The sequence below is a fragment of the Paenibacillus sp. NN59 genome, assembly GCF_057597225.1.
This window is the reverse complement of the sequence record NZ_CP199678.1, coordinates 6350673-6364592: the sequence shown is the minus strand read 5'-3', so window position 1 is coordinate 6364592 and position 13920 is coordinate 6350673. Positions and strand designations below refer to the sequence as shown.

Sequence of the window (13920 nt, the reverse complement as noted above, 5' to 3'; positions counted from 1 at the left end):
TGATAAGGGGAAATATGAGGATGACCGATGAACGTTCGATTTATATTTTGCTGACGAATACAGGTACGTTGTTTACAAGAGTCATTCAGACTTACACCAAAGCACCGTATAATCACGCTTCCATCTCGTTCGACCGGGAATTAACGGAGTTGTACAGCTTCGGTCGCAAACATCCGAGCAATCCGCTGAATGGTGGGTTTGTGAAGGAAGATATCCAGACAGGGACGTATAGTAAATATCCGAATACGACATGTGTCATCTACGAGCTTCAGGTTACGGAGCGTGAAGTGGAAAAAATGAAACGAGTGCTGCACATTTTCATTCGCAGCCGCCAGAAATATATGTACAACCTGCTGGGGGTTCTTGGTATTACACTCAAGGAGCCGGTGGAGTTCAGCAACTCCTATTTTTGTTCACAGTTTGTAGCCGAAATCCTGCAACGCTCAGGCATCAAACTGTGGAACAAGCTACCTGCACTTGTGACACCGGATGATTTTCGCCAGTGCGAGCAGTTGAAGCTGGTGTATGAGGGGAGACTGCGTGAATATCAGGTAAATCCGGACCGTTAACAAGAAGTTTCGCTTAAATTTTTTTTGAAATGATGAATTTTGACGAAAAATATGAAGGAATCCACTCTGTTTTCAACTATGGAGTGGTTTTTTTTCCTTTTATTATCATTTCTTGTTTAGAATCTGTTTATTGTTGTGTTCTAAACTAGGTCTAAAGATACAAGTATAAGGATCAAACATGAAATGAGAGGAGAGCGAAGCCTTGTTCAGAAAGATAGTAAGTTTTATGTTGGTGGCTATGATGTTGCTTCAGATTGTAAGTCCTGGAGGTGTGGTAAGTGCTCGATCTTACCCATACGAACTTTTAAACATGGAGAGACAAGGGTATGATGATTCCAACCCTGGCGAAAAAATAGCTAATGTTCGTCATTTGCTTGAGGAAGGAGAATTGTTACAGCTGCCTCAAGGTTACGCAGCATTAAGCGAGGATCAAAAGAATGAGATTGCCAGAGGTATGATTATGCTGATTCCACTAGATGTGCAATATGATAGTGACAATCATGCTGTATATGCATTTAATCTGATTTATAACGTCAGTGTAATGCCCGGACAGTTCGAGATTGAGACCTTAGGCCAAAAAATGGAATATGTATACAATTTGCTAGGGAAGTGGAACTCCTATTTCCCCGGTGTCGACAAGGCAGAATGGACACAAGCTGCATTTCGTTATATGCATCTGAATGGTGCGGATTGGACGATGTTTATTGATAATATATTGCTATACAATATTGTTTTCAAAAACAGCTCTGTTACGATCTACCATAATAGCCAGCTCGCAATGTTATATGAGAAACTTAATGATTACAAAGAGATAAATAAAGCAACGGATATCAACAGTATGAATGAGGCGATCGACTCACTTTTTAAAATATATTTAACCTATCTTCCACAAGTAGGGGTGACCGAAGGCGTCCGACCATTTGTATTTAATATGAACAAGATGTTCACCCTTAAGAACGACGACGAAAAAAATGAACTTGCTCAATGGATGCTTGATCACAAGCAAGATGGATATGAAACGGTATCCGATGTGCAAAAAGCATTTGATGAGTTCTTTGAACCAGGACTGAGAAAGTTTAACGAATTAATAAAAACAGCGGATAAAGGCAACGCAAATGACTTTATAATTGATGCTGTTGAACTACTGAGCGATAAAAACTTCATAGCTACGCCTGATTTCAAGCAATTATCCTCAGAGGATCAGAATGATATCGCAGTTTATATGCTTAATTTAGATCCACCAACCAGTGAAGGGTACGCCAATAAAGAGCAAGTTGAATACCTCGTGCAGCTAGCTTTAAAGGCGGTTGAATTCATTCATGACATCGGTGGACCGGATGAAATGAGTTCTCTTGATGAACTATATGCGAAGCAGATGCAACAAGTTAACTATCTGGATCAACCTGCTCCTGACAGTATGTTCTATCAGTTTGTTGGTAAATATTCTGAATTCTCAGGCATTGAAAAACGTATCACAGCGGCTATGCTTGAGCTACAACTTAAAAAGGGTCCGTCGTCTGTATTCAAATTATTAACTTCTCTCGATGATGAAGCAAGGTTCACCCCCTTAATTAACAAGGCGCTGACCACTAATGAAATGTTGGGTTCGATGTTCCAATTGAGACAAATTCAATCGGAGATTGCGGACTACAACAAAAACCTAGAACATCCTAAAATGAGCTTTCCGATAGATGTAGAGAAAATAGATGGAATCAAGAAAGATATACAAAAGTCAAATGCACTGGCAGATCACATGATTGCGGAGCGGCCAGATGGGGGGTACGAATCCTTTGTTCAAATCCAGACCTCATTTGACAAATTTTTCTCCAGTGATAATAACACGGATGTATTGTCTGTCTTGAACGCTGCGAGGAAAAGTGGAAATAAAACAGCCATGCGCGAGGCTATGGAAGATCCGGCTTTAGAAATTAAATTTCCTGACGGCTACGAAAATTTAAACCCACAGGTTAGAGATTTCATTGCAGGATTCTTGATCCAATACGTCAGTGAAGATTACGAGAATAAAAATCAGGTTCAACTCATGATTGAACTTGGCATGTTGGCACAATCTGTTTGGGAACAAACGGAGCTTACTGCTTTGAGCAATAAACTGGATCTACTTGCACAAAAGATGGTAGATATATCAGAGTACTTTAACGACCAAGAAGCAGAAGAGTATGGAAGCATTGGTCAAAAATATTTGAAACTCACTAATAAAGTAGACAAAAATGTTTTTGCTTATAAATATCTGTATTCGATGGCCTATGAAAAGTTGGAAGGACTCTACCAAGGAGATATCGTGGAACCAATGGTAGTGTTAGGGCTTTTGACTGCCCCGTATCAATCTATTGAAAAGGCCACCAAAATTGATCCAATGAGTCAGTGGCTCCAAAGTGCTATGGAAGCTCAAATGGAGGGTGAGGCTTTCTTCGAGAAGTATGCTTTTGATCGTACGGGTGCCCTCGACCTGTCCAAAAGAGCAGAGCTTAGCGTGGAAGATCAAAAGGAATTGGCACAATGGGTACTTGATGAACAAGACAGCTATGAGGATATTGGGAATTTACAATATGTAATTAATCGTTTCTTCACTGCCCCTAATGTAAAAGGGGACGACGTTAAAAACGAAATAACAGGTCTGAATGATACGATGGAAATTTCATTCGATGGCAAACTGAATTGGATTGATCTGGCTTCCATTCAGAAGTTGGATTTTAGCGGTAACAAAACAGTATGGGTTCGTCATAAAGCCTTTAGTGATGAGTTGCCAGGACGTGCTGTAAAAATTGTCTTTACAGCCAACGGTGACAGCGGTAATGGGAATGGTTCCACACCTAACCCGGGCAACAACACAGGTGGTAGCGGTGGCAGCGGATCATCTGCACCAGTGACGTCCACACCTGCACCAACGACCAAGCAAGAGCAGATTGTCGTAGATGTGAACGGTGTTGACGGCACAAACTTGACCAAAACCCCAATCACACGTACAACCGAAACCAACGGTACGGTTAAAGATTTGGTCAAAATGACAGATGCGATTGCCAAGGAATCGGTTGAAAAAGCAAAACAATTGGGTAGCAATACGGCACGCATTGTGATTCCAGATACGAAAGATGCCGTGTCCGAGACACGGGTCGAAGTCCCAAAAACAGCTGTCAAAGATCTAAGTGACGGTTCGATGAAACTGGAAATTTCGACCGAAAATGCTGTAATCTCCATTCCAACGAAGTCCATTGCTGGATTCGATCAAGACTTGTACTTCCGCGTGGTTCCACTCAAAAAGGAATCCGAGCGCAAAGACTTGGAAGAGCGGGCGAAGAAAGAGCAAGTAATTCAGCAAGTTGCTCCAAATACGAATGTTCGTGTACTGGCTCGTCCAGTTGAGATCGAAACGAACATGCAGAGCCGTGAAGTGACGCTGACATTGCCACTAAGCAACAGCTTGCCAACCGATGCGGCAACTCGTCAGCAGATTCTGGATAACCTGGCTGTGTACATTGAACACAGTGATGGCACGAAAGAACTGTTGCGAGGCAAACTCGTGAAACTGGCTAATAACAGCGAAGGCATTGAGTTTACGGTAACCAAGTTCAGTACGTTTACACTGGTTGTCGTCGATGGGCTGAAAGCCTCTCAAAAGACGAATGAGCCATACATCCAAGGTTTCGGTGCCGATTTCCGTCCAGATGCGTTCGTTACACGTGCCCAGATGGCTGCAATGCTGGCTCGTAATCTGCCGGGTGAAACAGCAACAGCTACGGCGGCAGGTACAACCTTTGCCGATGTAGCCGCAACACATTGGGCAACGAGTGAGATTCAAAAGGCACAGGCTGCAGGTATCATGAACGGCCTCAGTGACACAGCGTTTGCACCAGAAGGTTCGATTACGCGTGCCCAGATGGCAACAATCGCGTACCGTTGGTTGCAGAAGCAACAAACGAACGCTGTAGCAACAACGGATACCACAGGAACAGCACCAGAAGCCACTTCCTTTACGGATGTAGCCGCTGATCTGTGGGCAGCCGATGCGATTGCCTATGTGCAGTCCACTGGTCTGATGACGGGTTACAATGATGGTACATTCAAACCAGACCGCAAACTTACCCGTGCGGAAGCGGTAAAAGTGCTGAACGTCCTGTTCAAACGTACACCGCTGACGGGAGTGGCCACGCCATCCTTTAGCGACGTGCCAGCAACACACTGGGCCTACACAGATATTGAAGCTGCAGCACAGAAGTAGTTTTTTTAACTAAAAAGATGGAAGCAGAAAACCACCCGAGGGGGTGGTTTTTTGTTTATCTATTGAGATTGAAGTAGCATAGGGACTATGGAAATCATGAATAATGTTTTCACAGTATACTATAACGTAAACGAGCATGAGAGGTGAAGGGATGAAGCTCAATACATCTGTTTCTATTATTGTGGTGATCGCGGTTGCTTTAGGCTTCACACTCGGTTGGTATCTCCATCCGAGCAGTGAACCGGAAAAATGGGAGCCAGATCTGATACATCTTTATCGCGCTGAAGAACAGAAATCAATTAATAAAAAAGAAGATCCGCAACTTTTTGATCAGCTTCTCTCTTTAATCGTATTTGAAAAAGGAGATATGATGTCAGGTGGCAATGCTCCGTTATCAGAAGATGAGGTCAAAGATATAAAAAAGAGTGGCGCCATAGAATATGTCTATAATGAACCAATTACAATACAGATAAACAATGGCAATGACTCTGCAGAAAAAGTGGAATTCACATCGATCCTTTTTCCTGTAGATGATAAGTGGAATGGTGCATGTTACATTCAAACAACGGATTCCAAATATTTGTATTTTGAATCAAGGCCAAGTTTATCTTTTATACTCAGACATATGTAGGTTTCAAAAGAGCTGTCCCCAAAGCCATTCATCGGCTGGGTAAAGCTCTTTGTTGTATATGCTTATTCATAATGGATTGATCTCAATCTCATATCTGCTGCTAAATTTATTCTGCTAAGATCCGACATCTTTAAGTCTATGCTCAACAAGGCTAGTCCTGCTGTTCCGGTATTTCTGATTTTTGTTCATACAGCTTACCCTCTCGCAGCCGATCCACGAATCCTTGAAGCCAGACATAGTATTGCTCTGCATGCTGGAGTTTGTGCAAATCTCGTAATGCCTCTTCCCGTTCTTGTGCAGTTGTATGTTTCGCTAGAATCATGGTTGTCAGGTCAGGGATCACCTCGCGGATGCCTTCCAGCATCACATCCACTTCCCGCTGCAGCTTTAATCCGAAGAAATTTTGAAACGTGCGAAAGAAGTCAGTCTCCGCCACATATTGATCCTGCCGCTCCTTTTTCTCGTCCAGCTTATAGATCATTTGAGACTCGGTTAACGAACGAACGGCATAACTCATGTTGCTTTTACTCATATTCATAGAGGTCTTCATCTCTTCCAGCGTCATCGGACGGTCTTCGAAATACATCACACCATACAATTTACCAAACGTATGATTAACCCCATAGAGATCCATCGTATTGGCAATCGCCTCGATGACTCTCTCCCTCAGTGCAGACCGATCAGGTAACGATAAATGATTCGGGTTCCCAACAATTTCTTTTCCCACAATGTCACCTCGGCAATAGAATAAACGTTTCCACGAACATATTCATATTTTACATGACTCCTTCGAATTTTAACACAACCCCGAAATAGATTTTTCAATTCGAATGTACAATCATTTTTGTACAGAAGATTAAACAAGCCAATATACATCTATAAATTGCCAATTGTTAAAGAAAATTTGGAGAATAAGGAGTGGGAGAATTGCGTTTGAAATGTTGGAGGGAGTCGGAGGCGGTTCTATTCACGTTGCCTGCTCTAATCCCGCTGTTGATTTTCTGGCTGGGGCCTCTGGGATACATCGTATATCTCAGTTTTACGGACTGGGACTTCATGAGCCCGGACAAGCTGTTCGTCGGGTTGGATAACTACACGTACCTGCTAACGAACTCTGAATTCTATCGATCTTTGAAAGTGACGCTGTTGTTCGGACTCGGGAGTGTGATCCCTACGATTGTGGGAGGACTTGCACTAGCGATGCTGATGAATAGCAAAATGAAATCATCCGGTATTTTTCGCACATTACTCTTCTCACCATGGGTGACACCAACGGTTGCCGTATCCATCGCTTGGTCATGGATTTTTGAACCGCAAGTGGGACTAGCCAATCTGATGCTGGGCTGGGTAGGAGTATCACCGATTGGATGGCTCCGCGATATGGATTGGGCACTTGTTGCAGTATTGATTGTAACCTTGTGGAAGTCCATTGGTTGGGCAATGGTGTTCTATCTGGTAGCTCTACGGAATCTGCCTTCCGATCTGCTTGAAGCAGCTTCCATTGATGGGGCGGGAGCTTGGGACAAGTTCAGAAGCATTACGTTGCCGCTGATCTCACCAACGACCTTTTTCCTTTCGATCATTCTGACTATTCAATCGCTACAGGCTTACGACCAGATTAACGTCATGACTCAAGGTGGACCTGCTGGATCAACTCGAACCTTGCTGTATATGTATTATCAGTCTGCTTTTGAATCGTTTAACGTCGGAGAAGCTTCATCGATCGCTGTAGTTATTATTCTGATCTGCGTGCTGTTATCGGGAGTTTCCTTCCTGCTTGGCAGACGCCTGGTGCACTACTAATGACAATGACCATGCCCAAAAGTAAAACGAGCCAAATGAAGCCCAGAGAGATGCATAAGGCATCCCGTAAAAAAGTAAAAATCAGTGCCATCCTTCGCTATCTGGCGCTTGCTATTATTGCACTTGCCACTGCTTTTCCGTTCTATTGGATGGTGATCAGCGGATTCAAAACGAATGATGAAATCTGGCAGTTCCCGCCGACCTTCTGGCCAAAGACATTTCTGTGGCAGAACTACGTGGATGCCTGGAACGCCGCACCGTTTGCACGGTACATGCTGAACAGCACCGGGGTCGCCATAGCGATCTGTCTGCTCCAGATTGTGAACTCCAGCATGATGGCATACGCCTTGACTCATATGAAATTCCGCCTTAAGGGCACGTTAACCGGCATCATTCTGGTGGGGTACATGATTCCCAGCACGGCAGTGTATCTGCCTGGTTATCTGGTGTTAAGCGAGCTGAATCTGCTGGATTCCTACACAGGTCTGATCGTATCCAACTGTGTCAGTGTGTTCTCCATTTTCCTGATTCGTCAGGCCTTTATGCAGGTGTCTCATGAACTCGTGGAAGCCGGACAGCTGGATGGGGCATCACATTTCCGCATTCTCTGGACGATTATTGCACCGCTCGTTCGCTCCAGCTTCGCCGTGATGGTGCTGATTACATTCATCGAACAGTACAACAACTATTTCTGGCCAATGCTTATCACCAAAAACCCTGACCTACAGCTGGTATCTGCCGGGCTGCGAAGTTTCTTCGTGGAAGGCGGTGCCTATGGACTGGCTTGGCCGCAGATTATGGCTGCAAGTGCGTTTACCATCGCACCTTTACTTATTCTTTTCGTGTTCACCCAGAAAACGATCATGCAGAGTGTGAACATGACGGCTGGCGTAAACAAGAATTGATATGCTTCACATTTTCGCCTAAAAAGTCACCTAAAAACGGGAGGAACAACAATGAATTGGAGCAAGTCAGGCATGACTTTGAAAAAGAAACTGAAGCTGAGCTGGAAAGGTGGCATGTCGCTGGTACTCGCCGCAAGCTTCGCTTTAATAACTGCTTGTGGAACACAAGCCCCGGCAGAATCGAATGCGACAACGGCTGCTAGCGGAGGCACGGACACACAGGCCAAAGCGCCGGTGGAGATTGAGTTCTGGTATGGCCTGGGCGGTAACCTGGGCGACAATATGAAGAAGAAAATTGATGCTTTCAACGCTTCGCAGAATGAAGTGGTTGTAAAAGGGATTGTACAAGCTGATTACACGGAGACTGAGCAGAAACTTCAAGCGGCCATTGCGTCCAAGAAAGTGCCTGCTGCCGTTCTGAGTGCCAATATTGACTGGGCCCGCAAAGGTTATTATGCACCTATGGATGAGATGATCGCGGCTGACCCGAACTTCAAAAAAGACGATTTTATTCAAACGTTCCTGGAACAAGGGAATGTAGATGGCAAGCAGTTCTTTTTACCGATGTATGGCACGACGCAAATTATGTACTACCGTATGGATACGTTCAAAGAGAACGGAATTAACCCGGCAAGCCTGACGACATGGGAGAAATTTGCCGAGGCTGCCGCGAAGATGTCCAAGAAAGAAAATGGCAAAACCACTTTCTACGGCTGGGAGCCAATGTGGGGCAGAGATAACATGATCGATGCTGTTATGGGCAAAGGCGGCAAAATTCTGAGTGATGACGGTAAAACGGTGATGATCGACTCCCCTGAATGGATCGAGACATGGGAACTGTTCCGTAAATGGATCAACGAAGACAAAATCATGGGCATTCAATATGGCGGTCAAGGCTGGGAGTATTGGTACAAGACCATTGACGATGTGATGAAAAATAAAGCGGCTGGATACACCGGTTCAAGTGGTGACCAAGGCGATCTGGATTTTAAAATCGTTGCGGCCATGCAACAGCCAGGCTGGGAAGGCATTGGCGAAGGTAAACCTGTAGCGAGTGCAATTCTTGCAGGTATTCCGGCAGCAGCTAGTCCAGAGCAACAACAGGCAGCGTATAAATGGCTGACGTATTTCTCCAAAACCGAGAACACCGCTTCATGGTCGATGAACACAGGTTACATTGCGGTACGCCAATCTGCACAGCAAGACCCAGACTTCAAGAAGTTTAGTGAAGAGCATCCACAGATTACGGTACCATTGCAACAGGCAGCACATGCTTCAGCTCCATTCCGTGATCCAACGGGCGGCAAAATTAACGATGCCCTGAAAGAAGCGGCGGATAAAGTACAGATCAACAATGTTCCTGCAGAGCAGGCGTTAAAGGAAGCTAAAGAAAAAGCACAGAAAGAACTGGATCGCATTGCAAAATAATTCATTGTAATACATGAAGTTTGCATCCTCTCTCATGTATAAGCTTTAGTGCCTAAGCAAAAAGGGCGGTACACCACGTACCGCCCTTTCCATTCATTACGATCACAGACAAGGAGTTAGTCCATGCAAGAGAATAGAGTAGACGATAGAACACAGATGCAGGTTGAAGCCATTCTGTTTGATAAGGATGGGACGTTGCTTGATTTTACAGGCATGTGGGGGTTCTGGACAGGTTGTGTGTTGAATGATTTCAGAGAACAACTGCTTATTCGTGGTCTAGAGATGGATGAAGCCGATCTTCCAAAGATCTGGGGCACGTTTCACGATGAACAGGGACGGATGAACGGTTATGATGTCCGGGGTCCGCTCGCCATGGGTACGATGGATGAAGTATATGCCGTGCTGACGTGGCATGGATATCGTGCAGGACTAAGCTGGGCAGAAGCCAAAATGATCGTAAGAGCATGCCTCGCACAGGCCGAGGAAGCGATGGAGGTACATCGTCCGGCGCATCCGCTACCCGGTGTGAGAGAGTTTTTGGAGCAGTCTCGCGAGCAGGGGTTGAAAATGGGCGTAGTGACAGCCGATGAAACGGCAAGTGCAGTCAAACATCTGCAATGGATGGGGCTGGAAGCATACTTCGATGTCATCATTGGAACGGATCTGGTAGACCGCGGAAAACCGTTTCCCGATATGTTGCTGCTTGCCTGTGAGCGACTCAGTGTACAGGCGCAGCAAGTCATGGTGATTGGCGACACGGACGGAGATATGGAGATGGCGAGAGCTGCAGGAGCAGGCTACAAGATTGGCATTGGTGAGTCTGGGAAAATACAACTGGCGGATCGCACAATCCAGACGTTCCATGAATTGCTCTCCGGTGGGTTAGGCCGATGACGAGTAGTCAGACTTATCTGGGCTGGGTGTTGCTGGCACTTGCCATTGGTCTGGAACTGAGTGCCACGATATTACTTAAAGTGTCGGATGGTTTCTCCAGATTGTGGCCTTCCGTGATGATGTTTGTTTGTTACGCCGCAAGCTTCACCTTTCTGAATTATGCCGTTAAGTATATGCCGCTGGCTGTGGCCTATGCGATCTGGTCAGGCGTGGGGATCACGATGATTGGCGTGGTGGGGCATTATTTCTTTGGTGAACGGCTACGGCTGACATCGATGGTATGGATCGGTTTTATTTTGATAGGCATTCTTGGACTGAAATGGAGTGATTCGTAATGAGTACTACTGAGCAGCCACTGGCTACCTTCCAGGTGATCACGGACACACATGTACGGGACGAGGCAGATCATATTCATAACCGGCATCTGGAGCAGGCGCTCGCGGATATTGCCTCTTTCAGCCATGGAAGCAGTGGCATTATGCATGTGGGTGATGTAACCGACCGCGGGTTGCCGAGCGAGTATCGGGAATGGCAGCGAATCTGGGAGCAAAATGCGGAGAAGTTGCCGGAGATACGTTTCACGGTGGGTAATCATGATATTGGTGCAGTCATCTGGCAGAAGCCGCCTCTGGTTTTGCTTGAGATGAATGAAGGTCAGGTAGCGGAGATCCTGGAGCAAGATGCGGAGTTAGAGCATCCGGTGAAACAGACTGCGGAGGAGTCAGCGGCGCTGATTCAGCAACTGGCTGGCAACCAATTCGTGCTGCCAGGGCAGACCGCACATGAAGGGGAAATTCACGTAGACATGTCCGCTAGAGCCGAAACGATTACCGTTGCGGGATTATGGCATCGGCGTTTGATTGATTTTGAAGCGGCGACAGGAATGAAGGGAACGTACCACGATCATTGGATCAACGGATATCACTATATCTTTCTCGGTACGGAGCAGCCGCATCCGAAGGACTGTGAGATGTCGTCTAAACAACTGGAATGGCTGGATGCGAAGCTGGCTGAACAGGCCGCACTGGATCGTCCGATCTTCCTCTTTATCCACCAACCCCTGATGGACACCGTTGCGGGATCGCTTCAGGCCCAAGGCTGGTATGGCGTGAATCAGGATGCAGAACTGAAGGCCGTACTGGCCAAGTACCCACAAGCGATTCTGTTCTCCGGGCATACGCATTGGCAACTGCAAGCACCGCATACGATGTATGATGGTGCAGACCAGCTGCCAACCATGTTCAACGCTTCTTCTGTCGCCTATCTATGGACGGATGAAGATGAGCACCTGGAGGGTAGCGAAGGGCTACATGTAGAGATTTACAAGGATCGAGTTGTTGTGAAAGGGCGGGACTTCACTGCCGGGAAATGGGTTGAAGGTGCTGAGTATACAGTGCGATATCCAGTAGTTGATCGTTAAGCATCATTTTTTTGTGAAAAGAGGACGATTGATATAATCGTAATTGAAGCAGAGTTGTGTATATACATGACTCTGTTTTTGTCTCAATTTTCACTGCAAATTCATCAATATTAAATATTGTATTTTTTGGGATATACAATGTACTATTAACATATCCTTTGAGGAATGAAATAACTGTTTTGGTAAGGGGATGGCTTACCTTGAGGCATACGAACTGGAATTTATATGGAAAATGGATGTTGCCTGTGATTATATCTGTACTAGGCATTATTATTTTTAATACGTCTAATTTTCTACTCAAAAGCATAGTTGCTCTTGCTGAAAAATTTTATAGTACGGGATATACATTCGGAGAATTTTTAGATCGAATTTTTTAATCCAACTCAAAAGAGGGCATGACCAATGTATTCATCTGGGCAAAGTTGTAAATGGGTATGCCGAAGATTTATACTCAAATATATACACATGGTTAGCCCTCATTAAGCTCTAATCATGGTTACCAATGAATGTATTTAATTCACGGAGAGGATGTAGAAGCAGAATGCGAGAACTTCAGGTTCAAACGAGATATGGTGCGGTTCAAGGCGAGCTTTTACACGGTGCAAGTGTATGGAAGGGGATTCCATATGCGAAGCCGCCAGTAGGAGAGCTGCGTTTCCGAGCTCCGGTACAGCCCGAGTCATGGGAAGGAATCAGACAGGCGACCGAATTCGGGCCTGAGAATATACAACCGCGTCATGATTCAGAGTGGATGGGCGGGCAGAAGCCGCCAGAGTCGGAAGACAGTCTGTATCTGAACATCTGGGCACCCGAAAAAGAAAACAGTCAGCCTCTTCCCGTTATGGTCTGGATTCACGGGGGATCGTTCGTAACCGGATCAGGCAGTCTGCCTGTATACGATGGCACACAACTAGCCGTTCGTGGCGATGTTATCGTGGTGACGATTAACTATCGTCTGGGGCCGCTAGGATTCCTGCATATGGCTCCGCTGGGTGATTCCTATGTATCCAATGCAGGCCTGCTGGATCAGGTAGCTGCGCTGCAATGGGTGAAAGATAACATTACTGCCTTCGGCGGTGATCCGGGTCAGGTTACGGTGTTCGGCGAATCAGCAGGTAGTATGAGTATTGCCGCATTAATGGCGATGCCAGCAGCCAAAGGGCTGTTCCAACGTGCCATCATGGAGAGTGGTGCTTCGCAGCTCATGCCGTCTGAGCAAGCTTCGGCTTTGCGTGAGGGCATGTTGAAGGTTCTTGGTGTGGACCGAGACAACCTAGCTAAGCTGAACAGCATTCCGGTAGAGCAGATTATGGCGGCAGCAGAAACGGTGAAGCAGCAGAGCGGAGCAGGCATGGCCTTGTTGTTCCAACCTGTGCTCGATGGTGAGACTTTGCCTCAAATACCACTTCAGGCTGTTAGTGAGGGTTTCGCACAGGATGTCTCTGTACTTATCGGCACAACACTGCATGAGGGATCGTTATTTATTCAGCCGGATGTACCATTCTCGAACGAAATTGATATGGTGCAGGGTGTCGACTTCATGACGCCGGATCTGGAGAATCGCGCTGCTATCGCGGATAGTTATCCGAAAACAGCGGATGGACAAGCTCAAGTCATGACCGATATGTTCTTCTGGCGGTCAGCACTACAGTATGCATCTGCACAGCAGAAGCATGCCCCGGTGTGGATGTACCGTTTTGACTGGGTGATGCCGGAGCATCCCCTTCTGAAAAGAGCGATCCACAGCATTGAGATGTTCTTTGTATTTAACACGCTGGATGCGCTGAAATTCATGAAGGCTGTGCCGGATGAAGCGGCTAAAATGCTTGCTCTCAAGGTACAGGATGCCTGGATTTCCTTCGCGAAAAACGGCAAGCCGGAGACAGCAGGAATCGAATGGCCTGAATATCGTAAGGATCGGGCGACACTCATTTTCAACCATGAGATCGAGGTTGTGCATGACCCGGAGGCGTCCAAACGCGAACTGCTGGGGGTTAAGTAAGGCATCCTTCATTTCACAAGTCTGATGTTAT

At 46.0% G+C, this 13920-nt stretch carries 11 protein-coding genes; 10 read left to right on the top strand and 1 reads right to left on the bottom strand.

Features of this window, described 5'->3' with window-relative positions; all coding sequences use genetic code 11:
- Positions 1 to 20: 20 nt before the first annotated feature.
- The 3 genes from ACT89M_RS27725 to ACT89M_RS27715 all read left to right on the top strand — a co-directional run bounded on the left by ACT89M_RS27725 (position 21) and on the right by ACT89M_RS27715 (position 5437).
- The gene (locus ACT89M_RS27725; protein ID WP_154889880.1) at positions 21 to 569 is read left to right on the top strand and encodes a hypothetical protein; all 549 of its coding nucleotides are present in this window, start codon (positions 21 to 23) and stop codon (positions 567 to 569) included.
- 202 nt (positions 570 to 771) lie between these two features.
- Positions 772 to 4806: an S-layer homology domain-containing protein gene (locus ACT89M_RS27720; protein WP_487344954.1), complete on the top strand. Its 4035-nt coding sequence runs from the start codon at positions 772 to 774 to the stop codon at positions 4804 to 4806.
- Between the two features lie 151 nt (positions 4807 to 4957).
- The gene (locus tag ACT89M_RS27715; protein WP_154889884.1) at positions 4958 to 5437 is read left to right on the top strand and encodes a lysis system spanin subunit; all 480 of its coding nucleotides are present in this window, start codon (positions 4958 to 4960) and stop codon (positions 5435 to 5437) included.
- Between the two features lie 151 nt (positions 5438 to 5588).
- Here ACT89M_RS27715 and ACT89M_RS27710 read toward each other — a convergent pair whose 3' ends face one another.
- The gene (locus ACT89M_RS27710; RefSeq protein ID WP_154889886.1) at positions 5589 to 6164 is read right to left on the bottom strand and encodes a GbsR/MarR family transcriptional regulator; all 576 of its coding nucleotides are present in this window, start codon (positions 6162 to 6164) and stop codon (positions 5589 to 5591) included.
- Positions 6165 to 6364: 200 nt separating this feature from the next.
- On the opposite strand from ACT89M_RS27710, the gene ACT89M_RS27705 reads away from it, so the two are divergent.
- The 7 genes from ACT89M_RS27705 to ACT89M_RS27675 all read left to right on the top strand — a co-directional run bounded on the left by ACT89M_RS27705 (position 6365) and on the right by ACT89M_RS27675 (position 13889).
- Complete coding sequence (locus tag ACT89M_RS27705; RefSeq protein WP_154889888.1) at positions 6365 to 7240, top strand: carbohydrate ABC transporter permease; 876 nt, start codon at positions 6365 to 6367, stop codon at positions 7238 to 7240.
- Between the two features lie 50 nt (positions 7241 to 7290).
- Entirely contained in the window at positions 7291 to 8145 is an 855-nt protein-coding gene (locus tag ACT89M_RS27700) for an ABC transporter permease subunit (protein WP_154890331.1), read from the top strand.
- A 51-nt stretch (positions 8146 to 8196) separates the two neighbouring features.
- Entirely contained in the window at positions 8197 to 9573 is a 1377-nt protein-coding gene (locus tag ACT89M_RS27695) for an ABC transporter substrate-binding protein (protein ID WP_154889890.1), read from the top strand.
- Between the two features lie 123 nt (positions 9574 to 9696).
- Positions 9697 to 10467 (top strand): HAD family hydrolase, encoded by a 771-nt coding sequence (locus ACT89M_RS27690; RefSeq protein WP_186809687.1) that lies wholly within the window; start codon positions 9697 to 9699, stop codon positions 10465 to 10467.
- Positions 10464 to 10802 (top strand): DMT family transporter, encoded by a 339-nt coding sequence (locus ACT89M_RS27685; RefSeq protein WP_154889892.1) that lies wholly within the window; start codon positions 10464 to 10466, stop codon positions 10800 to 10802. Before ACT89M_RS27690 ends, ACT89M_RS27685 begins: the two co-directional genes overlap by 4 nt.
- On the top strand, positions 10802 to 11887 hold the full coding sequence (locus tag ACT89M_RS27680) for a metallophosphoesterase family protein (protein WP_154889894.1): 1086 nt from the start codon (positions 10802 to 10804) through the stop codon (positions 11885 to 11887). The genes ACT89M_RS27685 and ACT89M_RS27680 overlap by 1 nt, the downstream gene beginning before the upstream one ends.
- A 541-nt stretch (positions 11888 to 12428) precedes the next feature.
- Positions 12429 to 13889, top strand: a complete 1461-nt coding sequence (locus tag ACT89M_RS27675) for a carboxylesterase/lipase family protein (RefSeq protein WP_487344953.1) — start codon at positions 12429 to 12431, stop codon at positions 13887 to 13889.
- The last annotated feature ends 31 nt before the right edge of the window (positions 13890 to 13920 follow it).

What these genes read in the sequence shown, in the direction of transcription:
- ACT89M_RS27725 (WP_154889880.1), top strand. Translation starts at nt 21, where the DNA reads ATGACCGATGAACGTTCGATTTATATTTTGCTGACGAATACAGGTACG.
- ACT89M_RS27715 (WP_154889884.1), top strand. Translation starts at nt 4,958, where the DNA reads ATGAAGCTCAATACATCTGTTTCTATTATTGTGGTGATCGCGGTTGCT.
- ACT89M_RS27700 (WP_154890331.1), top strand. Translation starts at nt 7,291, where the DNA reads ATGCATAAGGCATCCCGTAAAAAAGTAAAAATCAGTGCCATCCTTCGC.
- ACT89M_RS27695 (WP_154889890.1), top strand. Translation starts at nt 8,197, where the DNA reads ATGAATTGGAGCAAGTCAGGCATGACTTTGAAAAAGAAACTGAAGCTG.
- ACT89M_RS27690 (WP_186809687.1), top strand. Translation starts at nt 9,697, where the DNA reads ATGCAAGAGAATAGAGTAGACGATAGAACACAGATGCAGGTTGAAGCC.
- ACT89M_RS27685 (WP_154889892.1), top strand. Translation starts at nt 10,464, where the DNA reads ATGACGAGTAGTCAGACTTATCTGGGCTGGGTGTTGCTGGCACTTGCC.
- ACT89M_RS27680 (WP_154889894.1), top strand. Translation starts at nt 10,802, where the DNA reads ATGAGTACTACTGAGCAGCCACTGGCTACCTTCCAGGTGATCACGGAC.
- ACT89M_RS27675 (WP_487344953.1), top strand. Translation starts at nt 12,429, where the DNA reads ATGCGAGAACTTCAGGTTCAAACGAGATATGGTGCGGTTCAAGGCGAG.